The sequence below is a fragment of the Nonomuraea sp. NPDC003201 genome, from assembly GCF_053590415.1.
The window spans coordinates 39,486-62,576 of the sequence record NZ_JBSFTC010000008.1 but is presented as its reverse complement, the minus strand read 5'-3'; the positions used below and the strand labels follow the sequence as shown (position 1 = coordinate 62,576).

The window sequence follows — 23,091 nt, the reverse complement described above, 5'->3', positions numbered from 1 at the left end:
CCCTACCTGGATGAGAGGAACACCATGAGAGTCGAGCACCTGGAGCTTGAGGGCGTGCTGCTGTTCGTGCCGACGCCCAGCCACGACGATCGGGGCTTCTTCACCAGGACCTTCGACGCCGTGATCGCCGCGGAGCACGGGCTGGACCACACCGCGTTCGTCCAGGACAGCCAGTCGCGCTCGCGCCTGGGCACGATCAGGGGGATGCACGGCCGCTCGGGCCGGGGCGAGGCCAAGCTGGTACGGGCCGCGCACGGCGCGGTGCTCGACATCCTGGTGGACGCGCGGCCGGCCTCGCCGATGTTCGGCTCCCACATCACCGTCCGGCTCGACGACGTGTCGTTCGCGCACCTCTACGTGCCGCCGGGCATCCTGCACGGCTACCAGGCGCTGACCGAGCACGCCGACGTCTGCTACCGCATCGACCGGGAGCACGACCCCGCCGAGGACCTGGCCGTCCGCTACGACGACCCCGACCTCGCGCTGCCCTGGCCGTTGCCGGTCACCGCGATCAGCGAGCGCGACAGGTCGGCGGGCTCCTGGAAGGAGCTCAGGACCATCTTGTCCGCCTGATCCCGCCGCTCGAACCGCAGCAGCGCCCCCGCCGCGCCGACCAGCAGGAACATCACGCTGGTGATGCCGGGGAAGGAGAGCAGGTCGAAGGTGGCCGCCCCCAGCAGCGGGATCACCAGGCAGGCGGCGATGGTCAGGCCCAGGTTGCGTACGTTCGGGTCGGAGCTCAACCGGCGGACCCAGAGGGCCACGACGATCCCGCACCCGATCACGCCGACGAACCCCAGCACGCCGAGCACCCCGGTCTCGACCAGTGACAGCAGGTACTGGTTGTCGAACACCTGATGCTTGAACGGATACCAGGTGCCGAGCCCACGGCCGAAGACCGGGCTCTTGTCGAACTCCCGCATCGCGAACGGGTAGTCGTGGGTGCGGTAGATGATGCTGCTGTCCTCGCCGGCGCCGGCGAACAGGTTGTAGAACGTTCCGATCAGGCCCGGCGCCAGGACCTTCATGAAGCCCAGGAACACCACGAACGCGCCGATGGTGACGATCCGGCGCCGGTTGGACCAGCCGAGCAGGAGGATCAGCCCCGCCCCCGCCAGGCCGAGCACGGCGGTCCTGGAGACCGAGAACATCAGGCCGGCCGCGATGATGGCGGCGCAGATCCACCAGCGGGTCGCGGCCTGGCCGCGGCTGCGCGCCTGGAAGCCGAGATGCGCGGCCAGCGGCAGCAGCATCGCCGACACCGCGCCGAACTCGATCGGGTGCCCGAGCGTGCCGGCGACGCGGCGCAGGTCCGATCGGGAGATCACGGTCGGCACCTCCTCGACGGAGGAGTGGCGCAGCCCGGGGATCTGCATGTACTTGGTGAGGTCGAAGTCGAGCCTGAACTGCAGCAGGGCGACGATCGCCGCGAACGTTCCGCCGATCACGACCGCCTTGAGCACGAAGTCGAGGCGCTCGCGGCTGTCGATGCCGTCGCAGACCATCAGCAGCAGGCTCACGTAGCCCGCGTAGAGCACGAACGTGTGGTCGGAGAGGTTGAGCTCGTCGGACGGCAGGTACAGGTAGGTCGTGTACCCGTAGATCGCCAGCAGGAGCATGCCGTACACGAAGATCGAGGTGCGGACCGGGTTGCCGCCCTTGGCCACGCCGGTCGTACTGATCATCTGCGCGCACACCCACACCACGCCCAGCACCAGAGCCATGATCTCGGCGGGCGTGAGCGACAGCGGAAGCCCGGCCACCGCCAGGCGGGCCGGAAGCATCAGCAGGACCACGACGAAGAAGCAGACCAGCGTGGCGCCGTCGGCGCGCCGGAGCGGCCGCTGGGCCAGGTTGACCCCGGTCATCCTTCGCGTCCAGCCAGCGACCGCGTTCCGTTGCTCGCGACGGGCTCGTAGAGTCCGAGCTCGGGCGGCGTCGGGCGGCGGCGGGCCCGGCGATGGCGGGCGAAGCTCTCGGCCGCGAAGGCGGCGAACAGGCTCATGAAGAACGCCAGCGCCCCGGTGACCACCGCGCTGCGCATCCGGCTGCCCTTCTTCTCGTCGGGTTGGGTGGGCGGCACCACGACGGTGGCGCTCACGTAGGTGGTGGGCGGCGCCTTGACCTGCCGCTGCCGGGCGCGCAGCTCCTGCTGGGCCAGCTCGGTGACCTTCACGACGATGCCGTGGGCCAGCTCGGCGCTCGGCGCCTCACAGGTGATGACGATGAAGGGGGTCGCCGGCATCATCTCGGGGTTGGTGCCACCGCTGGTGATCTTGAGCGTGACGTCGCCGCCGATCGGCGCGCCGACCTTGGCGACCGCCTCAGGGGTGTTCAGCGCCTGGATGAGGATCGACGAGGTCATGCTCAACCCCTGGTCGAAGGAGACCAGGGGGTTGGTGCGGGGGTTGGGGAACCTGGGGTCGCTCGGCACGCTGCCGCCGGTGACCGGCAGGGTGAGGACGAGCGCCGAGCTGGAGATGAAGGTCTTGGGCGCCACGGCGAAGACGCCGACGGCTCCCACGACCGTGAGCAGGAAGGCCGGAATCGTCACGTACCACCGCCTGAACAGAACGGTCGCCGTCGCCCAGAAGTCCATGCGCGGGCCTCATCCCTCGCCGTTGTCCTGGGCCGCCTTGCCGGGCCAGGGCACGGGCGAGAGAGGCTCCCCCCGGTAGATGGGGAACTCCATGGTGCTGGAGCTGTCCTCGTCGAGCTCCGCCAGTTCGACGGGCTCGTCCGCCTGCGCCGCCACCGGCTCCGGCGCCGGCGCCGCCACGGGAGTGACCACCGGAACCGCCACCGGGACCGCCAAGGGTGCCGCCAGGGGCACCGCCGGGGGGAGCGGGGGCTCCGGCTGCTTCGGCTGCTTGGGCGCGCGCCTGGTCACCACGCCGTAGGCGATGCCGAGGCCCAGGAACAGGCAGAGCACGGCGCCGCCGAGCGCCCCCTGCCAGTTCACGCTGTGGTCGGCCTCGGGCGTGGACGGCGGCACGATGTCGGTGGACGTGATGAAGGTGTTCGCCGGAGCGCCGAGCGCCTTCTGCCATTTGAACAGCTCGGTCGCCACGCGCTCGCGCGCCGCCATCAGCACGGCCGTGGCCTGCCGAGGAGACTCGCTGTCGACCCTGATGTAGATGTAGGGCCCGTTGATGTCCAGGACGTTGGGGTTGGAGCGCCCGTCGTCGATCGTGATCTCCGTCGGGCCGTTCTTGGGCGCGCCGAGCTGCGTCCAGACGTCCTGCGTGTTCATCGACAGGATGACGATGCTCGCCCCGGTCTTCAGCGCGTCGTTGAAGGAGAGGAACGGGTTGGTGAGCCCCTGCTTGGTCTTGTCGGAGGGGACGGTGCCCCCGTTCACCGGCGTGGCCAGCACGAGGGAGACATCGGTCGTGTAGTGCGCCGGAATGACCGTGTACACCACAACGCCCACCAGGATCGAGAGACAGATCAGTGGCGGGCCAATGAGAACTCGGCGGAGAAGACCAAGGATCGTCTTCCAGAACTCCATTTTGGTACGTTCCCCCGCATCAGCAATGCTTGCTCTATAGCGGACCATCGCCCATTCGCGGCCAGACGTTACATCTCCGTAGAACGGTTACACCGCGCGTAGTCGCAGCGATAGACCTACCGACTACGGCGACGGGGGCTTCGGTGGGGATGACGGTAGAGCGTCCGGCGACGCGGCGCAGGCTGACCGGGCTCGACGGCTTACGGGGGCTGGCGGCGTTGTTCGTCGTCCTGCACCATTGCTGGCTCCTGTCCTTCCCCGGGTTCCCGGTCAACGACGCGCCCTGGTGGACGGGATGGCTGCTCTACGGCCACTTCGCGGTCGTGGTGTTCATCGTCCTGTCCGGCTTCTCGCTGGCGATCTCGCCCGCCCGGTCCGGCTGGCAGCTCGGGGGCATCCCCACGTTCCTCAACCGCCGCGCCTGGCGCATCCTGCCGCCCTACTGGGCGGCGCTGGCGTTCAGCCTGGTGATCGCGTGGACGGTCATCCCGCAGCCCGGGCAGCAGACGCCCACCGGGCAGTCGGCCCTCATCTACGGGCTCCTCCTGCAGGACGTCTTCGGCTCCCCCAGCCCCAACGGGGCCCTGTGGTCGATCGCCGTCGAGGCGCAGCTCTACCTGGTGTTCCCGCTGATGCTGCTGGTCCTGCGCAAGATGGGCGCGGCGGTGATGCTCGGCGCGGTGACCCTGATCGTCGTGGCGGTGGGGGCGCTGGCGCCCTCCGTGCCGGCCGTGGACCTGCTGATGCGGCTGACGCCGCAGTTCGCCGTGCTCTTCGCCGTGGGCGCGGTCTGCGCCGGCGTCGTGCGCGCGCAGGAGCGTACGGAGCGGCTGCCCTGGCACTGGTTCGCGGCGGCCGCCGCGGTCCCGGTGCTCCTGCTGATCGTGGTCGCCGGGCCGGTCTGGGTGGTCGCGAACTTCTTCTGGGTGGATCTGGCGGTCGGCCCGGCCGCCGGGTTGTTGCTGACGGGCGTGGCGACGGGCAAGCCGGTCTGGCTCGTACGGCTGCTCGACACGCGTCCGCTCCGGCGGCTGGGCTCCTTCTCCTACAGCCTCTACCTGATCCACTCACCGCTCGTCGTCATGATCAACCGGCTCGTCGTCGCCCCGCACGTGCCACCGGGCATGCCGACCTTTCTCCTCACGCTCGCCCTGGCAGTGCCGGTGAGCGTGGGGACGGCGTGGTTGTTCGCCTCGGTCTTCGAGTTGCCCTTCCAACGGCACCGGAGCTGGAGGGGCCTGCGCGACGCCGTACGCGCGCGGTTCGTCAGGTGAGCTTGGCCAGCGCCTCGGCCTCGGCCTCGTACTCCGCCGCGAGCTCCTCCGGGATACGTGTCAGGTCGTCGGCCCGGTAGAAGTCGCGCAGGGTGGTGCCGCGGCAGGTGGCGTCCACGTTGGGCGCCGCCGCGCGGGAGCGGACGTCGTCGATGTGGACGGTGCGGAAGTCGATGCTGAACCGGGTCCTGCCGGAGGTGTTGGTGACGGTCGAGTGCAGGTGCGCCCCGGAGAAGAGCAGCATGCCGCCCGGCTCCGGCACCAGCCGGAGCTCGGTTTCGAGATCGAGCGCCTCCTCCGGCTTGGGCTGCTCCCGCGTGTCGCTGTGGATGTGCTGGGCGGCCGTGGGCCGGCTGACGGCGGTCCACTCCGCATAGTCGTAGCGGCCGCTGCCGTTGCGCACGGGGCGGTCGAAGTACTGCGGGTGCAGCGCGAAGACGTTCTCCGGGACCACCTCGTAGATCGGGATCCACCAGTTGACCTGGCAGAACGGCGCGGCGTACCAGCAGTCGCGATGAGCGTGGTAGGCGTAGGAGATGCCGGAGTCGAGGTAGTGATCGGCGGTGGAGGTGCGCAGCCTCGGCACGTCGAAGTAGGTCTTGTCCAGCGCCATGCCCAGCTCCTCGAGCAGGGTGACGAGGAGCTTCTTGCTGGTGGGGTGGTGGATGAAGCGCGGCTTGAGGTCCGCGAGCAGTGCCGCGAACTCCTCGACCGGCATCTCGTACTGGGCGGTCTGGGGGTCGCGGCCCTCGAACGCCTCCTCGATCAACTCGCGGGCGAACTCGATCAGCTTGGTCGAGGCAGGCGTCGCCGAGTAGAGGAAGAGGTCTCCCTGGAAGAGCATTTTGCGCCGGACATCATCGTTGATTCGGCTATTTGCCAATAAAACGGACATAGCGAGATTTTCCCCCTCGCGTGGTTCTTTTCCCTTCTCTCGCCTTTGCCCGCATCTTCGTTACAGGGGGTTGGAGGGGTTACAGAGGCAACTGCGTCTGCGTGTCCGGCCTGCCCACGTAGACCGAATAGTCCGGGTGGTCGAAGCGGTGCAGCGCCTGGATGTTGTCGTTCCAGGGGGCCGGAACCGGGCGCTTGTGCCGCAGCCCGTTGATCGGCGCCAGCTTCATCAGCTCGTTGTCCTCGTTGAACTCCCGGATCGCGCTGAGCTCGCCGACATACTCGTTGTGGATGATCTGGTCGTCGTCGCCGACGGTGTCGTCGAGGTAGCAGAACACGCGGGGCAGGAAGTACTTGTGGTCGCCCCCGAACAGCCGCAGCGCCGCCGCGGTCGAGGAGTAGAAGTCCACGTCGATGGAGACGAACCCGATCGGCGCCGGACGCTCGCCGTCCAGGAACTCGCCGACCGTGTCCTCGATGTTGCCCAGGATCAGGGTGGCCTCCCCCAGCCGGGCCCGCAGGGCGTCGACGTCCATGACGAAGTCGCCTTCGCGCCAGATGTAGGGCAGGTCCCGGAAGTCGGTGGGCTTGGGCAGCCCGGCGCCGGTGTCGAAGCCGTAGACGTCGATCTTCACGCCCGACGCGGCCGACGCCAGCGCCGCCATGCGGTTGAGCTCCACCATGCCCGCCCCGCCCGCGACGCCGAACTCCACCACGCTGATCCGGCCGACGCCGAGGCGCCTGGCCAGCTCGGCCGCCTGCTGCACGCCGTAGGCGTAGTGCGGCCTCGGGTAGAGGTCGAGCGAGCAGCGCAGCTCGTACGAGCCGAACGGCAGGCGCCGCATGGCGGCCAGCAGGATCCGGCCCGGCTGCATGAGCAGCCGCACGATGCGAATCAACACGAGCAGATCACCCTTTCGAGGAGACGAGTCGGGCGGCCAACCCGGCGAGTTTGCGGCTGCGGTGCGTCAGCATCTGGTGCTGCCGGCGATAGTAGGTACGCAGCAGCACGGCGTGGGCGCGGTTGCGTTGCTCCGTGGACAGCTCCATGAGCCGCACGGCTCGGTACATCGCCCGGAACTGCAGCGTGGTGGCGAAATGCGCGGTCCAGGCCGGCACCCCGAGCGCCGCGGCGATCCCGGGCAGGCGCCGCTCGCGCAGGTTGCGGTGGGCGAGCGTCTCCGGCACGTGACCCCAGGGCGCGGTCAGCGCGAGCATGGTGGCGTAGACCTCGTCCTCGCGGATCATCAGCGGCCGGGGCACGGCGGCCACCTGCTCGCGCCGCATCAGGCCGTAGAGGGGGTCGAGCCCGTGGTGCTGGGTGGTGACGACGTCCCACAGCTCGTCCAGGCGGTCGATGGGATCGTCGGAGAGCATCTGGGTGCCGCGGTAGCGGGGCTGGTGGACCGTCCCGTCCGCCCCGGTGTAGCTGACGTCCGAGGTGACCAGGATGAGCCGCTCATCGGCCAGGAACGGCTCCAGGCTCCGGGAGACGTAGCCCGGTTCGAGCAGGTCGTCGTCGCCCATCCAGCGGAAGAACTCCCCCCGCGCCCGCCGCAGCACCTCCACGAAGTTCCCGACCACGTGCAGGTCACGCGGCTGCCGGTAGTAGGCGATGCGGCCGTCCTGCCTCGCCAGCTCGCGGCAGAGCTCCTCCGTGCCGTCCGTGGAGGCGTTGTCCGAGATCACCACCTCGATCTCGGCGTGGTCCTGGGCGAGCGCCGAGCGTACGGCCGCCTCCAGGCGGTCCGCACCGTTGCGGACCGGGATTCCGATGGACACCAGCATCGCTTCTCCTCGAGGTCATCGCGCGCGGGCGGGAAGCAGCCGCACCAGGCGATCGCTCACAATGTGGAACTGGTCGCGGGTCACCACGACCAGCACGTAGGCCAGCAGGCCGCCGCCGCCCGCCACGATGAGCTGGACCAGGGGGCTCCCCTGGGTCAGCATCGCGAGGCCCAGCATGACGGCCGCGCACACCAGCGCTCCCGCCGCCGGGCGGGCGAGTCCCGGCAGGGCCGGGGCGAGCCGTACCCCGGCTCTCTGCACGGCGAGCACGGCGAGCGGAAGGGCGACGAGCACGGCGGCGGCCGCCTGCCCGATCGCGGCGCCGCGGATGCCGTCGAGATGCGTGCCGACGATGACCGCCGGGATCATCGCCGCCGCGTGCCCGAGGTTCATCCAGACCGTCGAGCGGGTGGCGCCCTGCCCGTTCAGGATGTCGAGCGCGAAGGAGGTGAGCATGCGCACCACCATCAGGACCGCCAGGAACCGCAGCACGCCGGCGGCCAGCTCCCACTTCGGGCCGTAGATGAAGATGATCATCGGGTGCGCGAGCAGCGCCATGAAGACGGCCAGCGGCAGCACCATGGCGATGAGCAGCGGCACGGTTCGCTGCACGCCGAGCGACAGGGACTCCTCGTCACGTTCGGCCAGCCGGGAGAAGCCGGCGATCGACACCATGCGGATGGCGCTGCCGATGATGCCGGGCACCCAGCTCGACACGTTGAAGGCCATCAGGTAGAAGCCCAGCCACGCGTCGCCCATGATGTTGCCGACGATGATGTAGCCCACGTTGAGCAGCATGATCTCCAGCGCGATCCCCGCCGCCGAGGGGATGCCGAACCGCAGCAGCTTGGCCGCGATCTGCCGGTCGAACCCGAACCGGTAGGGCAGGCGCGCGTAGAGCAGCATGAAGACGCCGGTGACCACGGCTCCCACGAGCTGCCCCCAGGCGAAGCTGTACGCGCCCGCCCCGTTGACCGCCAGGATGATCGCCACCGGCGCGTTGACCAGGAAGCCGGCGAGGACCGCCTTGGCGTTCTTGCCCGTGCGGAACCAGCGCAACAGGGCCGCGCTGCGCACCGCGGTGACCGCCTCGACGAGGATGACCGCGGTGAGGATGCGCACCACGGACGTGGCCTCCGCGCTGCCCGCCAGCGCCGAGAAGTACGGCGCGCCGACCCAGAAGATCCCGTACAGACCCAGTGCGGAGATCATGGTCAGGGTCGTCGCCGTGGGCGCGATGTCCTCCAGCCGCCCGCGCCACTGCACGACGGCCGACATGACGCCGACGTCCTTGACCACCATGACGAACTGGGTGGCCGCGAGCGCGACGGCGTAGATGCCGAAATCCTCTGGCGCGAGGAGTCTGGCCAGAATCAGGCCGAGGATGAACGAGCCCGCGCGGGTGACCAGTGTGCCGAGAAAGCTCCACACGGCCCCTCGGCCCGCTTTACGCCCGATGTCGCTGATATCCGGGCCCGATTGCTCTGCCATGCCGGCCTTCCCTAGCTAGGCTCGCTGATCCGCTCCAGCCAGATCTCCCGCCAGAACGGGACGAACGCGCGGGGGCAGTTGGACTTGTAGACGCCGTCGCAGATGATTCCTTCGAGCGCGATGCAGGGGTTCTTCATCTCCAGCATCTCGCCCGTCTTCTCGTCGATGCAGCGCTCGACGCGGGCGCTCACGCGGGCGACGCGACCGCACGAACGCGCCATGTCCTCCTCGAAGCCCAGCCCGCGGTTGAACCCCTTGGCGTTCAGCGTGGCGATGATCTCGTCCCTGGACTTGATCCGCACCAGCTCACCCGGCTGGAGGTCGGTCGTTCCCGTCGGCGTGGGGCCGGCGTGCGGGCCCGGCCGTACGAAGCCCCAGGCCAGGCCGCCCTTGATGCGCAACCATTTCGGGAACTTCCTGGACACGCGCTGGTAGCGGTTGAACAGCCCGAAGAAGAGCGTGCGGAGGGTCGGTCCGACCCCGGCGTTGCCCACCTGGATGTCGGTGACGTACTGGCTCATGTCCCGGAACGGGAGCCGTTCCGGGGCGGCGCGCAGCAGCTCGGTGGCCTGGCAGCGGAAGCGCTCCTTGCCCTCCGGCCCCGGCTCCCGCCGGGTGTTGACCTCGAGGATCGGCAGCAGCGGCCGCTCGGAGCGGACGGCCGGCTCCGAGGTGGGCAGCCCGTCCACCCGCTTGAGCCAGGCGGTCTTCCAGTAGAGCAGGCAGGCCGTCTGGCAGCCGCCGTGGGCCGACCCGTCGCAGCGGGAGCCCGTCAGATGGACGGCGTCCTCCATGCGCCGCATCCCGGTTCTGGTCATCGTGTCGCAGAGCTTGTTGGCCACCTTGTGAACGGTGAGCCGCTGCCCGCAGAATCGCAGCATCTCCGGCATGAAAGGGAGGCTGTCCAGCTCCCCCTTGTCATCGAGCGTGGCGAGGATCTCTTCCGCACTGAGGACCTCGACCACGTCGCCGACTTTCAGCGCCAGGTTCAACCCATCCACTCCTTCACCAGGCCCGCGTTCTGCAGGGCATGTGCCGCGTCCGCTATTGCCTGGAACGGCAGGTTCGACCGTTCCGCGATGTCCAGGAGACTGTTCAGCCCGTCGGAAAGGCTCAACACCCACAACATCGCCATCTGCGCTTGTTTCGTGTCACTGCGCCCGCCGAGTGACCCGTACAGGCCCCGGGCTCCCAGCTGGGGCTCGCCGTACGGGCTGAGGTTCTGGTAGCGGCGGTTGCCCTCCAGAACCCGCACGGCCGTCCACAGCGTCTCAAGGGTGTCCTCCATCGCCTCGGGACGCACGAAGTCGGGATTGTCAGCCGAGGTGTGATATTCCGGGTATCCGCCGTACGGCGTCCTGGTCAACGAGCCGACGGCGAGGTTGAACCCCGGCGAGCAGTACTGCCGCTCGTCGTAGCCGTACGGGGAGAAGTCCAGGACGGTGTGCGGCCGGTCCTTCAGCACGTGCGCGAAGACCTGGTCGATCTCGGCGTCGCCGCGCCTGCTGCGCTTGTAGGTGATCGTGCCGCTGTCCCCCGCGCAGGCCAGCGTCACGCCGTGCCTGATCCGGTCGGTGCGCTCCCGGTTCAGGGCGAGCCAGGTGATCGCGCCGATGGTGCCGGGCGCGAAGATGAACCGGTAGGTGTACCAGGGATCGGACAGCCGCTGCGCCAGGGCGACGGCCACCGCCACGCCGGCCAGGTTGTCGTTGGCCAGCGAGGGATGGCAGACGTGGCAGGAGATCAGCACCTCCTGGGAGCTGCTGCCGGGGACCACGTACTCGCCGTAGGTCAGGTACCCGTCGGCCAGCGTGGAGTCGATCCTGACCTCGTACGGGCCGTCGGTCATCCCGTCCAGGGTTTTCTGACTCAGGCAGAAGCCCCAGGTCTCGGCGTAGTAGCTGGTCCGGTACGGGATCAGGTCCGGCTGCTCGGGCAGGGTGTGCAGGTGCCCGCGCAGCTCCTCCAGGGACATCGTGGCCTCGACCGGCACGCTGTATCCCACGACGTGCAGGTTGGAGTCCTGGAAGTCGACCACCTTGTTGCCCGCGGCGTCCTTGATGGAGGCGTCGCGGATGTTCCACTCCCGGGGGATCGTCCAGTCGAGGACCTTGGTCCCGGTCGGCACCTGGGTGATCTCCAGCGGGATCGACTCGCCGATGATCTCCAGGGTCTGCCGCAGCCCGTCGCCGGTGATGCTCCGGCACAGCGGGTAGAGCCGCCGTACCAGGGCGTGCATTTCCGCGCCGGTCATGGGCGCAGGGTGTCGTCGACGGTGCCGGCCTCGCGCCGGTCGGCGAGCCGGGCCAGCCGGGTGAAGCGGCGCTCGAAGTCCTGCTTCGTCAGACCGTGCTCGCGGTAGGCGTCGATCAGCTCCACCGCGCCCGCCTTGACCGTCCAGCGCGCCTCGTAGCCCAGCTCGGACCTGATCCGGGAGAAGTCGACGCGGTAGGAGCGCGGATCGGATCCCGTCTCGCCGGTGATGCTCAGCGTCGATCCGGGCACCGCGGCGACGACCTCGGCCGCGATCTCGGCGACGGTCACGTTGTTGACCTCGGTGCCGACGTTGAAGGCCGTCGTGTGCACGGCTTCGCGGGGCGCGACGAGAGCGGCCGCGAAGGCGTCGGCGATGTCCCTGGCGTGGACCAGCGGACGCCACGGCGTGCCGTCGGACAGCACCCGGACCTCGCCGGTCAGGTGCGCGTGGCCCACCAGGTTGTTCAGCACGATGTCGGCGCGCAGCCTCGGGGAGAACCCGAAGGCGGTGGCGTTGCGCAGGAACACCGGCGTGAAGTCGTCGTCGGCCAGCGTGACCAGATCGTCCTCGACCCGCACCTTGGACTCGGCGTACGGCGTCACCGGCCGCAGCGGCGCGTCCTCGTCCAGCAGCTCCTCGCCGCCGGACGCGCCGTAGACCGAGCAGGTGGAGGCGTAGAGGAAGCGGCGCACGCCCGCCTCCTTGGCCAGCCTGGCCAGCCGGACCGAGGCGTGGTGGTTGATGTCGTAGGTCAGGTCGGGCGCGAGCGCGCCGAGCGGGTCGTTGGACAGCGCGGCCAGATGGATCACCGCGTCGAATCCCGCCACGTGTTCGGGACCCGCGTCACGCAGGTCCACCGCGTGCGCCTCGATCTTCTCGGGCGCGGGGCCGAGCAGGCAGTCGGCGAACAGGCCGGAGTCCAGGCCGACCACCTCGTGCCCGGCCTCGGCCAGCATGGGGGCCATCACGCTGCCCAGGTAGCCCTGGTGGCCCGTGAGAAGTACCCGCATCAGTTCTCCAGATCGACGGTGAGCTTGGAAACGTGGAACGCCTCGGCGTAGCGCGCGTGGCACTCGATGCCGCGGATGCGGGCCAGGCCCAGGAACGCCTCGCGGTCGTACCAGGGCCGGTGCCGCTGGGAGGCGTAGTGGCGCTGGAGCAGGTCGACCTTCAGCTCCGCCACCTCCTCCGTCAGCGGCTGGAAAACGGCGGGCGCGGCGAGGTCGCCGTCCCATTTGACGATCTCGTAGCCGAGCGTCAGGTGGTCGCGGAAGGCCGTGGGCACCAGCTTGGCCAGCCCGCGGTGGTCCTGGTGGGCGTCGCCCCGCCAGGGTGCGAAGATCAGGCCGGGGTCGGTACGGGCGCGCAGCTCCTCCACCGCGGCCTTGGCCTCCTCCCACCTGGCCGGCAGGTAGCCGTCGGGCAGCTTCAGCACGGTGACGCGGAGCTCGGCGCCCGGGCAGAAGTCCGCCAGCGCCGCGCGCTCCTCGTCCTCGCGCTCGGTGCCGCCGCCGGACAGCACCAGCGCGTCCACGCGGATGCCGGGATGGGCGGCGCAGACCGTCAGCAGGCTGCCGCCCGCTCCGATCGCCAGGTCGTCACAGTGCGCGGCGAGCGCCACGATGCCGTCGAGCCGCCCCGCGCGCAGACCGATCACCGGGACCGTTCCCAAAGGGCCCACGGGCGCTCGCCCCGGGAGTAGGCCTCGTCCAGCTCCATGCGCTGGTTCACGGTGTCGGTCGGCCGCCAGTAACCGCGGTGCGGGTATGCCAGCAGGCGTCCGCGCTTGGCCAGCTCCACGCAGCCGTCGGCGACCAGGTCGCCGTTCTCCGGGATGTGCTCGAAGACCTCCTGGGTCAGCACGAAATAGCCGCCGTTGACCCACACCGGCATCTCGCTGACCGGCGAGATGCCGCCGATCAGGCCGTTCTCGCCCACGTCCACGCAGTGGAAGGTCTGCGACGGCGGCACGACCATCATCGAGGCGGCCGCGCCCGACTCGGTGAAGCGGTCGATGATGTCGGGCAGCGGCGCGTCGGTGAGCACGTCCGCGTAGTTCGCGAGGAACATCTCGTCGCCGTCCAGGTGATGACGGACGCGGCGCAGCCGTTCGCCGATCGGGGAGTTGGTCCCGGTCTGCACGAACGAGATGGACCAGTCGGAGATGTCGCTCGACAGCAGCTCGACCTTGCCGCCGCGTAAGACGAAGTCGTTGGACGTGGCTTCCTGGTAGCCGAGGAAGAAGTCCTTGATGTGGTGGGCACCGTAGCCCAGGCACAGGATGAACTCCTTGTGCCCGAAGTGCGCGTAGTAACGCATGACGTGCCAGAGCAGCGGCCGCGGGCCGACGAGCGCCATCGGCTTGGGCACCTCGCCCGGCACACCCGTACGCATGCGCGTGCCGAAGCCTCCACAGAACAGGACAACCTTCACACGACCTCCAGGTGTGGGATCGGGAAGACCAGACGGCCTCCCCATTCGTGCACATAGGAGAGCTGAGCGGTGAGCTCTTCGCGCAGGTTCCACGGCAGGACCAGCACATAGTCCGGGCGATCTTGAGCGATGCGCTCCGGAGCGGCGATGGGGATCCGGGTGCCCGGAGTGAATCTGCCGTGCTTGTAGGGATTGCGGTCAACCGTGTAGGCCAGCAGGTCCTGGCGGATGCCGCAGTGGTTGAGGAGCGTGTTGCCCTTTCCCGGCGCGCCGTAGCCGACGACCGTCTTGCCTTCCTCCGCGGCGTCGATCAGGAAGCGGAGCAGGTCGCGGCGGACGCGTGCGACCCGGTCGGCGAACCCGGCGTAGCCGGACAGATCGTGAAGTCCGGCCGCCTTCTCCCGCGCGAGCACGTCGAGCACCCGATCGGACGGGCTCCCCGACGGCCGGGCCCACAGCCGGATGGATCCGCCGTGGGTGGGCAGCAGCTCCACGTCCACCAGCGTCAGCCCGCCGGAGGCCAGCGCCCGCTGCGCGGAGGCGACCGTGTAGTACTGGAAGTGCTCGTGGTAGATCGTGTCGTACTGGTTCAGCTCCATGAGCGTGAGCAGGTGCTGGACCTCGATCGACACCCACCCGTCGTCGGCGACCAGGGCCCGCAGGCCCTCGGTGAAGCCGACCACGTCGGGGATGTGCGCGTAGACGTTGTTGGCCACCACCAGGTCGGCCGGCCCGTTCTCGGCCCGCACCGCGGCGCCCGTCTCCGGCGTCAGGAACGCGGTGAGCGTCGGCACGCCCTTGTCCTTGGCCGCCTTTCCCACGTTGGCCGACGGCTCGATGCCCAGGCACCTGATGCCGCGCTCGACGACGTGCTGCAACAGGTAGCCGTCGTTGCTGGCCACCTCGGCCACGAAAGACGGCTTCAAACGTTCCACAGCGGAGTCGACGAACTGCCGTGCGTGTTCCACCCATGAGGCGGAATAAGACGCGAAGTAGGCGTATTCGGTGAAAGTTTCTTCCGGTGTGATCAGCGGCGGTATCTGCGCCAGCCAGCAACTGGTGCAGACCCGCAGGTGAAGTGGATAAGTGAGCTCGGGCTCGTCGAGCTGTTCCGCGGTGAGGAAGAGCTCACAGGGCGGAGTCGCCCCGAGATCCACCACACCGACCAGGTCGGCCGAACCACACAGCCGGCACGATGTCCTCAACAATGGGCCCCACCCGAAAATGACAAGATTTCCCCCTATGGCAAACCCACAGCCGTACTTCGGGTGGGCGCCAAGGAGTGTTACAAGTATCTTCATGAAGCACCTGAGCATCAGTGGAGCATTTGTCTACACCCCCCGCATCCACAGCGATCCGCGGGGCGACTTCCTGGAAAGTTTCCGCGCCGCCGACCTGCGGGAGGCGCTGGGGCAATCGATGGACCTCGCGCAGGTGAACTGTTCGGTCTCCAGACGCGGCGTGCTCCGCGGCGTCCACTTCGCCGACGTCCCCCCGGGCCAGGCCAAATACGTCATGTGCGTCTCGGGCGAGGTGCTCGACGTCGTCGTGGACGTGCGCGTCGGCTCGCCTACCTTCGGCCAGTGGGAGGCGGTGCGGCTGAACGACGTGTCGCGCTGCGGGATCTACCTCTCCGAGGGCCTGGGACACGCCTTCATGGCGCTCAGCGAGTCGGCCACCGTCCTCTACCTCTGCTCCACCACGTACGACCCGGCGCGCGAGCACGGCGTCCACCCGCTGGACCCGGATCTCGGCATCGAATGGCCGCTCGACGGGGAGCCGATCCTCTCGGCCAAGGACGGCGCGGCGCCCACGCTCAAGCAGGCTCAGGAAGCGGGGATACTCCCATCGTGGTAAGTGTCGTGATACCGGCCCACAACGAGGCCAAGGTGATCGGCCGCTTGCTGGACGGCCTGCTCCGGGAGGCCATGCCCGGCGAGTTCGACGTCGTGGTGGTGGCCAACGGCTGCACCGACGGCACGGTGGCCGCGGCGCAGCCGTACGACGTCCGCGTCGTGACCACGCCGGTCCCCTCCAAGCGCGAGGCGCTGCGGCTGGGCGACGAGGCGGCACGCGGATATCCCCGGCTGTACGTGGACGCCGACATCGAGCTGAGCACCGCCTCCGTCCGCGCGCTGGCCGGTGTGCTGGCCGCGCCGGACGGGCCGCTCGCCGCCGCGCCCGAGCGGGAGCTGGCGCTGGCCGATCGCCCGTGGCCGATCCGGGCCTACTACGCGATCTGGACGCGGCTGCCGCACGTGCGCGCCGGGCTGTTCGGCCGGGGCGTCATCGCGGTGAACGACGAGGGCAACGCGCGGATCCGTGCCCTGCCGCCGGCGATGGCCGACGATCTGGCCGCCTCGCTGGCGTTCTCGCCGGACGAGCGCGTGATCGTGGCCGGCGCGCGTGCGGTGATCCAGACTCCGCGTACCGTCGCCGACCTGATGCGCCGCCGGGTGCGGGCCACGACCAGCGTGAGCGAGCTGGAGCAGGCCTCGGCCACGGCCGGGGAGCGCACGGGCATGCGGGACCTGCTGGCCATCGTGGCCGGAGACCCGCGCCTGGTGGGCGCGGCGGTCGTCTTCGTCATGGTGGCGGTGCTGGCCAGGCGGAGAGCCGCCCGCGCGATCCGCGCGGGCGACTACACCACCTGGCTGCGTGACGAGAGCAGCCGGGACTAACCGACCGGCGTGTTCATGTCGGTGGTGATCTCGGCCGCGGTGAGTGCCTTGTTGTAGACGCGGACCTCGTCGATGAGACCGCTGAAGTACTCGCCGGAGCCGCTGTTGCCACCGATCCGCAACGGACTCGTCCCGGTACGCAGGTTGCCACCGGTCGGATTGGTGGCCACCTGCGTACCGTTCACGAACATCCGCAACGTCGACCCGTCATACGTCGCCGCCACATGACTCCAGGTGTTCAACGGCAGATTGCCCGCCGCCGGCGCATTGGCCCCCGACGAGGTGTAGATGAACGCCGCCGGGCCGCTGCTCCCGCTGCCCATGATCGCGTAGGCCAGATCGCTGCCGAACTCCTTCATCAGCACCGTCCGCCACCCCGAGACGTTGTCCGGCCGTACCCATGCCTCCAGGGTCATCCCGCCGGTCAGCCGCAACGACGTGGAATCGGCCACCGTCACCCAGCTCGACGTGCCGTTGAACGACAGCGCCTGGCCGTACTTGCCGGCCGACCAGGTCGCCGCGGTGGCCGTGCCGTTGTTGCCGTTGCCGGAGGCGTCGGCGACGGCGGTGCCGTTGCCCGCGTTCATCCCGTAGGCGGCCACCAGCCCGCTGACCGTGGGCGGCTGGGTCACGACGGCCGACGCCTCGTTGGACGACGGGCTGGTGTTGCTGGACCCGTCGAAGGCCACCACACGGTAGTAGTACGTGCCCGCCGCGACACCCGAGTCGGTGAACGAGGTGCTCGCGGTCGAGCCGACCTGGTTGGCGCCGGACGGGGTGAACCCGGCGGTGGCGGACCGGTGGACGGTGTACCCGGTCACCCCCACGTTGTCGGTCGAGGCCGTCCAGGTCAGCTGGGCGCTGCCCGGGCCGCCGGTCGCCGCCAGGGACCCCGGTGCGGTGGGCGCCTGGGTGTCGGGCGGTCCCGGCTGTCCGACGGGGGTGTTCATGTCGGTGGTGATCTGTGCCGCGGTGAGTGCCTTGTTGTAGACGCGGACCTCGTCGATGAGACCGCTGAAGTACTCACCGGAGCCGCTGTTGCCACCGATCCGCAACGGACTCGTCCCGGTACGCAGGTTGCCGCCGGTCGGGTTCGTGGCGACCTGCGTGCCGTTCACGAACATCCGCAACGTCGACCCGTCATACGTCGCCGCCACATGACTCCAGGTGTTCAACGGCAGATTGCCCGCCGCCGGAGCATTGGCCCCCGACGAGGTGTAGATGAACGCCGCCGGGCCGCTGCTCCCGCTGCCCATGATCGCGTAGGCCAGATCGGCGCCGAACTCCTTCATCAGCACCGTCCGCCACCCGGCGACGCTCGTGGGCCGTACCCATGCCTCCAGGGTCATCCCGCCGGTCAGCCGCAGCGAGGCGGAGTCGGCCACCGTCACCCAGCTCGACGTGCCGTTGAACGACAGCGCCTGGCCGTACTTGCCGGTCACGTTCCACGCGGTGTTCGCGGCCGTGCCGTTGTTGCCCTTGCCGGAGGCGTCGGCGACGGCCGTGCCGCCGCCCTCGTCCATCGCGTAGGCGGCCACCAGGCCGTCCGGCGTCTGTGACCGCTGGTAGGTCGCGGTGTAGGTCGCCGCGGTGGCGGGCGCGGTGAGGTTGTGGCTTGCTGCGCCGCCGTCGGACCAGGAGGTGAACGTGTGGCTGAAGCCGTCGGCGCTCTGCGGCGAGGGCGCGGAGACCGAGTTGTGGGAGCCCACGATCACCGTACGGGTGAAGGGGGCGACGGTCTGCTCGCTGTTGAAGCCGAGCTGCAGCCCGGTGGGCGCGGTCTGGAAGGTCAGGTTCACCGTCTTCGGCTGGAGCGTCACGCTCTTGGTGTCGGTGAGGCCGTGCGCGTCCGTCACGGTCAGCCTGAGCTCCAGGTGAGCGGGGTATTCGTGGTCCGGAGCGGCGAAGGACCCGCTCGCGCCGGTGAACGTGGTGATCTCGTGCTCGTGGCAGGTGCCGGGGCAGTGATGCATGATCAGCTTCCAGGACATCCGCGACCCCGGGATCGTGCCGTCCTGGGCGTCCGTGCCGGTGCCGGAGAACGCGATCGTGTCACCGACCGCCCAGGTGAGGGCGGCCGACGGGGAGTTGATGGTCGCGGTCGGCGCCGTGTTGCCCACGTTGATCGTGACGGTGGCGTCCCCCAGGCCGCCGCGCCCGTCGTCGGCGCGCAGCTTCACCACGTAGGAGCCCGGCTGGGTGTAGGTGAAGGACGGGGTGGCCGAGGTGGAGTCGTCGAAGTCGCCGTCGCCGTCCAGGTCCCACCGGAAGGTGAGCGGGTCGCCGTCGGCGTCCGCGGATCCGGCGGAGGTGAAGTTCACGGCGAGCGGCGCGTTGCCCGACGTGGCGCTCGCGCCGATGACCGCGGTCGGCGGGGTGTTGTTGTAGAGGTAGCGGATGATCTGCCCGTTGGTGAAGTCGACCGCGAAGAGGTCTCCGCCGGGGCCGGTCTGCAGCTCCACGGCGGGCATGCCCGAGTCGAACGTGGTGATGGTGGCCGGGTCGGGCAGGCCGTTGGCCCCCTTCGTCATGACCCAGACGCACGATCGGCTGTAGTCGGAGAAGAACATCGCGCCGTCGTAGGCGTCGGGGTAGGGGCCGCCGTTGTAGAAGGCCACGCCGCTGGAGGAGGAGCCGCCGGACGGGCACGGGTCGTTCGGCGCGGGCTTGGAGCCGTGGTTCCAGGAGAAGTACGGCAGCGCGTGCGCCGCGGCGCCTTCCGCGTAGAGGTTCTCGCAGAGGGTCAGGTTGAGGTTGTCGTAGCCGCCCTGCCTGGCGGCGCCCTCGTAGCAGGGCCAGCCGAAGTTCTTCACCGGGCCGGTGGGGTCGGCGATCCGGTTGATCTCCTCCCACGTGTTCCAGCCGACCTCACCGGCCCAGACCTCGCCGGTGCCCGGCCGGATGGTGAACCGGAACGGGTTGCGCTGGCCGTAGGCGATGATCCTGGCCACGTTGGGGTCGCTGCTGCCGGCGTTGGGGTTGCCGGGGGCGGCCGCGCCGGTGTTCGGGTCGATCCTGATCACGGTGCCGTTGAGTGCCGCGGGGTCGCCGCCGGTGCGCGGGTCCTGCGAGCGCAGCGCGCCGCCCTCGGCGGACGGTGGGGTGAGCGCCGTGCCGACCGGCGACGGCGGGTCGCCGCACGGGTTGTCCGGGGTGACGTCGGAGCTGGTCAGGTTGTCCTGGCCGTAGTCGGCGAAGTTGAAGCTGGCACCGTCGCCGCCGCTGGCGTAGAGCATGCCGTCGGGGCCGAACTTGAGGTCGCCGACGGAGTGGCTGGGGTGCTGCTGGCACCAGTCGGTGATCAGCGGGGTCTCGACGACCGAGCCGCCCGAGGGCGCCAGCGAGGATAAGCGCCCGGTGATGAGGCAGCCGTCGCCGGTGGCGCCGGGCGGGGTCGGGCAGGGGTCGGCGCTCACGCCCGCCGTTCCCCAGCGCGGCGCGGTGCCGCCGGGCACCGCGTCGTAGGCGTACAGGACGTAGATGCGCGGGTCGGCCGGGAAGTTCGGGTGCAGGGCCATGCCGAGCAGCCCGCGGTCCCAGAAGTTGTGCACCTGCGTGCGCAGGTCGGCGTAGATCGCCGGCGTGGTGTCGGTGATCGAGTCGAAGACCTTGATCAGGCCGCTCTTCTCGGCGACGAACACCCGGCCGTCCGAGGCGAACTCGATGTTGGTCGGGTTGATCAGTCCGCTGAAGACGACCTGTCTCTGGAAGCTGCCCGGCAGCGCCTGCGCCGCGGACGGTGCGATGAGCGTCAGGCCGGTGGTGAGTAGCAGGACGGAAAGGAGCGCATGGCGAAGCCGCCTCAACACGAGAACCCCCTTGAGCCGAAACTCCCCCGAGCCCTGAACTCGATCTATCGCACCGAATCAGGCGGAAGTCACGAGGGCTGTCCACAAGTGGACAGCCACGCGTACAGCAACCACCCCAGCTCGTACGGCCGGCACTCCCGATCGACGGCGACCGGCGGATAGATCCGGTCCAGCACGCCGAGACGCATCCCCTGATGCACTCCCGTCGCCACGGCCCGCACTCCGCGCACCAGTTTGCGGGGATCCGCCCTGGCCTCCTTGCGCCACGTCAGAGCGAGCTCTTCGAGCACGAAGGACGGCCGCTCGATCATCCAGTCGAGCCCCTTGGAGATCTCCGCCACGTAGGCGGTACCCCCCGCGTCGGCCAGGTCGAGCAGTGCCATCGGCCCCATCGACAGCTGATGGACGCTGTAGACCGGATAGCCCTCGACCACCGACCCGGTACGGGCGTCGTAGTGCCACCACCACTCCCCCTGCGGGCCCTGCGCGTGGCAGATGCCCTCCGCCACCTGCTCGGCCGCGCGCAGCGCCTCGGCGTCGCCGGTGGCGGCGTGCAGCCTGGCCAGCGCCTGCAGCGGGTAGACCTGGTCGGCGAAGCAGCCCACGTGGGCGCGGTACCGGGGGACCAGCGCCCCCTTGCCGAGCGCGTGCGGGTAGAGCCGGTTGCCCGCCAGCCCGGCCAGCAGCCGCTCACGGGCGCGCTCGGCCCGGCCGTCGGTCACGCCGGCCGCGACCAGGGCGGCCAGCGCCCACGCCGCCTCGACGGTGTAGATCGGGCCGCCCGCGTCCAGCTCCGCGAGCCGGCTCAGCGCCAGCTCCAGATCGGCGTGCCCGGCCTCCGCTGCCGCCCAGCAGATCAGCGCGGCGTCGCCGGCCCCCGTCACCTCCGGCAGCCGTTTGATCAGGTTGCCCACCAGGTCGAGGAGACTGTCACCGGCCAGGGCCGCCCGCTGCCGCTGCTCCGTCAGGGTCCCCACGCCGAGCGCGACGATCGCCGAGTAGCGGATGCTGCGCCCTTCCGGCGCCGCCGTCCACGTCCCGTCGTCGTTCTGGCGGCCCCGGCGGGTGAACACGAACTCGCCGTCGGCGTAGCCCGGCGGCAGCCCGCGCACGGACAGGTCCACCATGCCCGTCACGAAGTCCTGATGTCCGGAGCTCAGCAGAGCGATCCGGTGATCCGTCACGTCGTCTCCTCGATCCTGCGATTGACACCGGCCCGCTCCCGGAGCACCAGGAGCAGGAATCTGCCGTTGGTCCGCACGTAGCGCGGACCGAGCCGCAACGGCTCCTGCAGCATGCGGTAGAGCCATTCCAGGCCCAGGCGCTGCCAGCGCACCGGCGCCCTGCGGGTGTGCCCGGCCAGCACGTCGAACGAGCCGCCCACGCCGTGGATGATCCGCGCCCGGGTGCTCTCGCCCCACTCGCGGATGAAGATCTCCTTCTTCGGCGAGGTGATGCCGAGGAACAGCAGGTCGGCCTGGGATTCGGCGATCTCGGCGGCGACCTCGGCCGAGTCCTCCACCGGGAAGTATCCGTTGCGCGAACCGGCGATGCCCAGCCCGGGGTAGCGCAGCCGTACCTCTGCCAGCACCCGGGCCAGCACCTCGTCGGTCGCGCCGAGGAAATAGGCGCGGTAGCCGCGCCGGTGCCCCTCGGCCATCAGCTCCGTGAACAGGTCGATGCCCGCCACCCGCTCGGGAAGCCGGTGACCGAGCATCCGCGCCGCCCAGACCACCGCCTGCCCGTCGGCCAGCACGAGGTCGCTGTCGACCACGGACTGCCGTAACGCGGCGTCCGTGCGCATGTTGACCACCTTGGCGGCGTTCACCACGCCGATGGTGAGCCTCCTGTTCTCCGAGACCGCCGCCACGCACCGCGCGATCACCTGACGCATGGTGAGGGCGTCCAGTGTGGTGCCGAGTATCGTCTTCCTGGAGGCCTGCTCCGGCAACCTCGTCATCCATCCCCCTGGGTGTCCATGACATATCGGTTCCGGCTCCGGAAACGTGACATCACGGGAGGACCAGCTCGGTGAGCGTCGCGCGATGGTCGGTCCGGGGCATCCGCAGGGTCTGGAAGCTCCGGATCGCGATCCGGGGGTCGGCCAGCACATGATCGATGGCCACCTTCGGGAACAACCGCGGCTGCTGGTAATAGGGCCAGGTCATGGCCAGCCCCTTGCCGGTGACGTCGGCGGCGTCCCGGTAGCCGGTGGCGATCAGGTCGCGCAGCACCGCGTGGTCCAGGGTGGAGTTGAAGTCTCCGGCCAGCACCCGCAGGCGCCCTCCGGCGGGTGGCAGGGCCCGGATGCTCGACGCCCAGCACGCCGTACGCCAGCCCTCGGAGGGCGCGCACGCGTGGACCGCGACGAGGTCCACCTCCCGCCCGCCCGGCAGGGTGACCACGGCGGGAAGGTGGCGCGGGCTCTCCACGAAGGCGGGGGCCGCGATCGGCGCGTCCCCCGGCCGCAGCGGGTAACGCGAGTAGATGGCCGCTCCCTGGGAGTCCTCCCCCGGCAAAACGATCTTGTACGGCAGCAGCCGCCCCAGCCCGAGCTCCTCCACCCGTTGCCGCATCAGGTCGGTGAACTCCAGCAGGTGCAGCACGTCCGGCCGCTCGCGCTCGACCGCGTCGACCAGGTCGGGCGGCAGCACGGAGGAGTGCAGCAGGTTGACGGCCATCACCCGCAGCACCGGGCCGGCGGCGGGCGGGTTGCCCTCCGGGATCGCGCGCGGCAGCACGATGACCGCGAAGGCGACGGTCACGACGAGCGCGGCCGCCAGCAGCGCCCCGGAGCGTAAGAAGACCGCGAACCCCAGCGGCACCAGCGCGAGCACGGCCGCGTACGGCGTGAACGACACGAGCTGGGACCAGACGAACTTCGGCTCCCATCCGCACAGGCGCAGGCCCGCCCACCCGGCGAGGCCCGCGACCATGAGCCACAGCATCGAAT

At 69.8% G+C, this 23,091-nt stretch carries 21 protein-coding genes and 1 pseudogene; 4 read left to right on the top strand and 18 right to left on the bottom strand.

Annotated elements, in window-relative coordinates; genetic code table 11:
- Nucleotides 1–24 precede the first annotated feature (24 nt).
- A complete protein-coding gene (locus ACWDX9_RS06120) occupies nucleotides 25–573 on the top strand; it encodes a dTDP-4-dehydrorhamnose 3,5-epimerase family protein (RefSeq protein WP_449949615.1) in 549 nt (182 codons plus the stop codon).
- Here the strand turns inward: ACWDX9_RS06120 and ACWDX9_RS06115 are convergent.
- Genes ACWDX9_RS06115 through ACWDX9_RS06105 form a run of 3 tightly spaced genes read right to left on the bottom strand, consistent with a single transcriptional unit; the run spans nucleotide 462 to nucleotide 3,433 of the window.
- Nucleotides 462–1,868 carry an O-antigen ligase family protein gene (locus ACWDX9_RS06115; protein WP_449949613.1) on the bottom strand — a complete coding sequence of 469 codons (1,407 nt, stop codon included), beginning with the start codon at nucleotides 1,866–1,868 and terminating at the stop codon, nucleotides 462–464. The two genes, ACWDX9_RS06120 and ACWDX9_RS06115, sit on opposite strands and share 112 nt — an antisense overlap.
- Nucleotides 1,865–2,599: a hypothetical protein gene (locus ACWDX9_RS06110; protein ID WP_364264212.1), complete on the bottom strand. Its 735-nt coding sequence runs from the start codon at nucleotides 2,597–2,599 to the stop codon at nucleotides 1,865–1,867. The genes ACWDX9_RS06115 and ACWDX9_RS06110 overlap by 4 nt, the downstream gene beginning before the upstream one ends.
- Nucleotides 2,600–2,608: 9 nt before the next feature.
- Entirely contained in the window at nucleotides 2,609–3,433 is an 825-nt protein-coding gene (locus ACWDX9_RS06105) for a hypothetical protein (protein WP_449949611.1), read from the bottom strand.
- 227 nt (nucleotides 3,434–3,660) lie between these two features.
- Here ACWDX9_RS06105 and ACWDX9_RS06100 point away from each other — a divergent pair, with 227 nt between their 5' ends.
- Nucleotides 3,661–4,785: an acyltransferase family protein gene (locus tag ACWDX9_RS06100; RefSeq protein ID WP_364264206.1), complete on the top strand. Its 1,125-nt coding sequence runs from the start codon at nucleotides 3,661–3,663 to the stop codon at nucleotides 4,783–4,785.
- On the opposite strand, the gene ACWDX9_RS06095 is transcribed toward ACWDX9_RS06100, so the two are convergent.
- From ACWDX9_RS06095 to ACWDX9_RS06045, 11 genes and pseudogenes are all read right to left on the bottom strand, one after another.
- Nucleotides 4,778–5,629 carry a hypothetical protein gene (locus ACWDX9_RS06095; protein WP_449949608.1) on the bottom strand — a complete coding sequence of 284 codons (852 nt, stop codon included), beginning with the start codon at nucleotides 5,627–5,629 and terminating at the stop codon, nucleotides 4,778–4,780. The two genes, ACWDX9_RS06100 and ACWDX9_RS06095, sit on opposite strands and share 8 nt — an antisense overlap.
- Nucleotides 5,630–5,759: 130 nt before the next feature.
- Entirely contained in the window at nucleotides 5,760–6,581 is an 822-nt protein-coding gene (locus tag ACWDX9_RS06090; protein WP_350733533.1) for a hypothetical protein, read from the bottom strand.
- 7 nt (nucleotides 6,582–6,588) lie between these two features.
- Entirely contained in the window at nucleotides 6,589–7,467 is an 879-nt protein-coding gene (locus ACWDX9_RS06085; protein ID WP_364264203.1) for a glycosyltransferase family 2 protein, read from the bottom strand.
- A gap of 15 nt (nucleotides 7,468–7,482) precedes the next feature.
- The gene (locus ACWDX9_RS06080; RefSeq protein ID WP_449949605.1) at nucleotides 7,483–8,958 is read right to left on the bottom strand and encodes an oligosaccharide flippase family protein; all 1,476 of its coding nucleotides are present in this window, start codon (nucleotides 8,956–8,958) and stop codon (nucleotides 7,483–7,485) included.
- A gap of 11 nt (nucleotides 8,959–8,969) precedes the next feature.
- Nucleotides 8,970–9,950: a hypothetical protein gene (locus ACWDX9_RS06075; RefSeq protein WP_449949603.1), complete on the bottom strand. Its 981-nt coding sequence runs from the start codon at nucleotides 9,948–9,950 to the stop codon at nucleotides 8,970–8,972.
- Nucleotides 9,947–11,212, bottom strand: coding sequence for a DUF4910 domain-containing protein (locus ACWDX9_RS06070; RefSeq protein ID WP_449949600.1), 1,266 nt, complete (start codon nucleotides 11,210–11,212; stop codon nucleotides 9,947–9,949). The genes ACWDX9_RS06075 and ACWDX9_RS06070 overlap by 4 nt, the downstream gene beginning before the upstream one ends.
- Nucleotides 11,209–12,225 (bottom strand): NAD-dependent epimerase/dehydratase family protein, encoded by a 1,017-nt coding sequence (locus tag ACWDX9_RS06065; RefSeq protein WP_449949597.1) that lies wholly within the window; start codon nucleotides 12,223–12,225, stop codon nucleotides 11,209–11,211. Before ACWDX9_RS06065 ends, ACWDX9_RS06070 begins: the two co-directional genes overlap by 4 nt.
- A complete protein-coding gene (locus tag ACWDX9_RS06060; protein WP_449949594.1) occupies nucleotides 12,225–12,872 on the bottom strand; it encodes a PIG-L deacetylase family protein in 648 nt (215 codons plus the stop codon). The genes ACWDX9_RS06065 and ACWDX9_RS06060 overlap by 1 nt, the downstream gene beginning before the upstream one ends.
- On the bottom strand, nucleotides 12,869–13,648 hold the full coding sequence (locus ACWDX9_RS06055) for a sugar phosphate nucleotidyltransferase (RefSeq protein ID WP_355206657.1): 780 nt from the start codon (nucleotides 13,646–13,648) through the stop codon (nucleotides 12,869–12,871). The genes ACWDX9_RS06060 and ACWDX9_RS06055 overlap by 4 nt, the downstream gene beginning before the upstream one ends.
- Complete coding sequence (locus tag ACWDX9_RS06050) at nucleotides 13,645–14,574, bottom strand: class I SAM-dependent methyltransferase (protein ID WP_449949697.1); 930 nt, start codon at nucleotides 14,572–14,574, stop codon at nucleotides 13,645–13,647. Before ACWDX9_RS06050 ends, ACWDX9_RS06055 begins: the two co-directional genes overlap by 4 nt.
- A 93-nt stretch (nucleotides 14,575–14,667) precedes the next feature.
- Nucleotides 14,668–14,949: pseudogene (locus ACWDX9_RS06045) on the bottom strand (class I SAM-dependent methyltransferase); the annotation flags it as partial.
- Here ACWDX9_RS06045 and rfbC point away from each other — a divergent pair.
- A complete protein-coding gene (rfbC, locus tag ACWDX9_RS06040) occupies nucleotides 14,948–15,505 on the top strand; it encodes a dTDP-4-dehydrorhamnose 3,5-epimerase (RefSeq protein WP_449949591.1) in 558 nt (185 codons plus the stop codon). The pseudogene ACWDX9_RS06045 and the gene rfbC overlap by 2 nt on opposite strands.
- Nucleotides 15,499–16,329 (top strand): glycosyltransferase, encoded by an 831-nt coding sequence (locus ACWDX9_RS06035; protein ID WP_449949589.1) that lies wholly within the window; start codon nucleotides 15,499–15,501, stop codon nucleotides 16,327–16,329. The genes rfbC and ACWDX9_RS06035 overlap by 7 nt, the downstream gene beginning before the upstream one ends.
- On the opposite strand, the gene ACWDX9_RS06030 is transcribed toward ACWDX9_RS06035, so the two are convergent.
- The 4 genes from ACWDX9_RS06030 to ACWDX9_RS06015 form a co-directional block, all read right to left on the bottom strand.
- The gene (locus ACWDX9_RS06030) at nucleotides 16,326–20,138 is read right to left on the bottom strand and encodes a LamG-like jellyroll fold domain-containing protein (RefSeq protein WP_449949587.1); all 3,813 of its coding nucleotides are present in this window, start codon (nucleotides 20,136–20,138) and stop codon (nucleotides 16,326–16,328) included. The two genes, ACWDX9_RS06035 and ACWDX9_RS06030, sit on opposite strands and share 4 nt — an antisense overlap.
- 68 nt (nucleotides 20,139–20,206) lie before the next feature.
- Nucleotides 20,207–21,322, bottom strand: a complete 1,116-nt coding sequence (locus ACWDX9_RS06025; RefSeq protein ID WP_449949584.1) for a hypothetical protein — start codon at nucleotides 21,320–21,322, stop codon at nucleotides 20,207–20,209.
- Nucleotides 21,319–22,098, bottom strand: a complete 780-nt coding sequence (locus tag ACWDX9_RS06020; RefSeq protein ID WP_449949582.1) for a WecB/TagA/CpsF family glycosyltransferase — start codon at nucleotides 22,096–22,098, stop codon at nucleotides 21,319–21,321. Before ACWDX9_RS06020 ends, ACWDX9_RS06025 begins: the two co-directional genes overlap by 4 nt.
- Nucleotides 22,099–22,150: 52 nt before the next feature.
- Nucleotides 22,151–23,086: an endonuclease/exonuclease/phosphatase family protein gene (locus ACWDX9_RS06015; protein WP_449949579.1), complete on the bottom strand. Its 936-nt coding sequence runs from the start codon at nucleotides 23,084–23,086 to the stop codon at nucleotides 22,151–22,153.
- Between the last annotated feature and the right edge of the window lie 5 nt (nucleotides 23,087–23,091).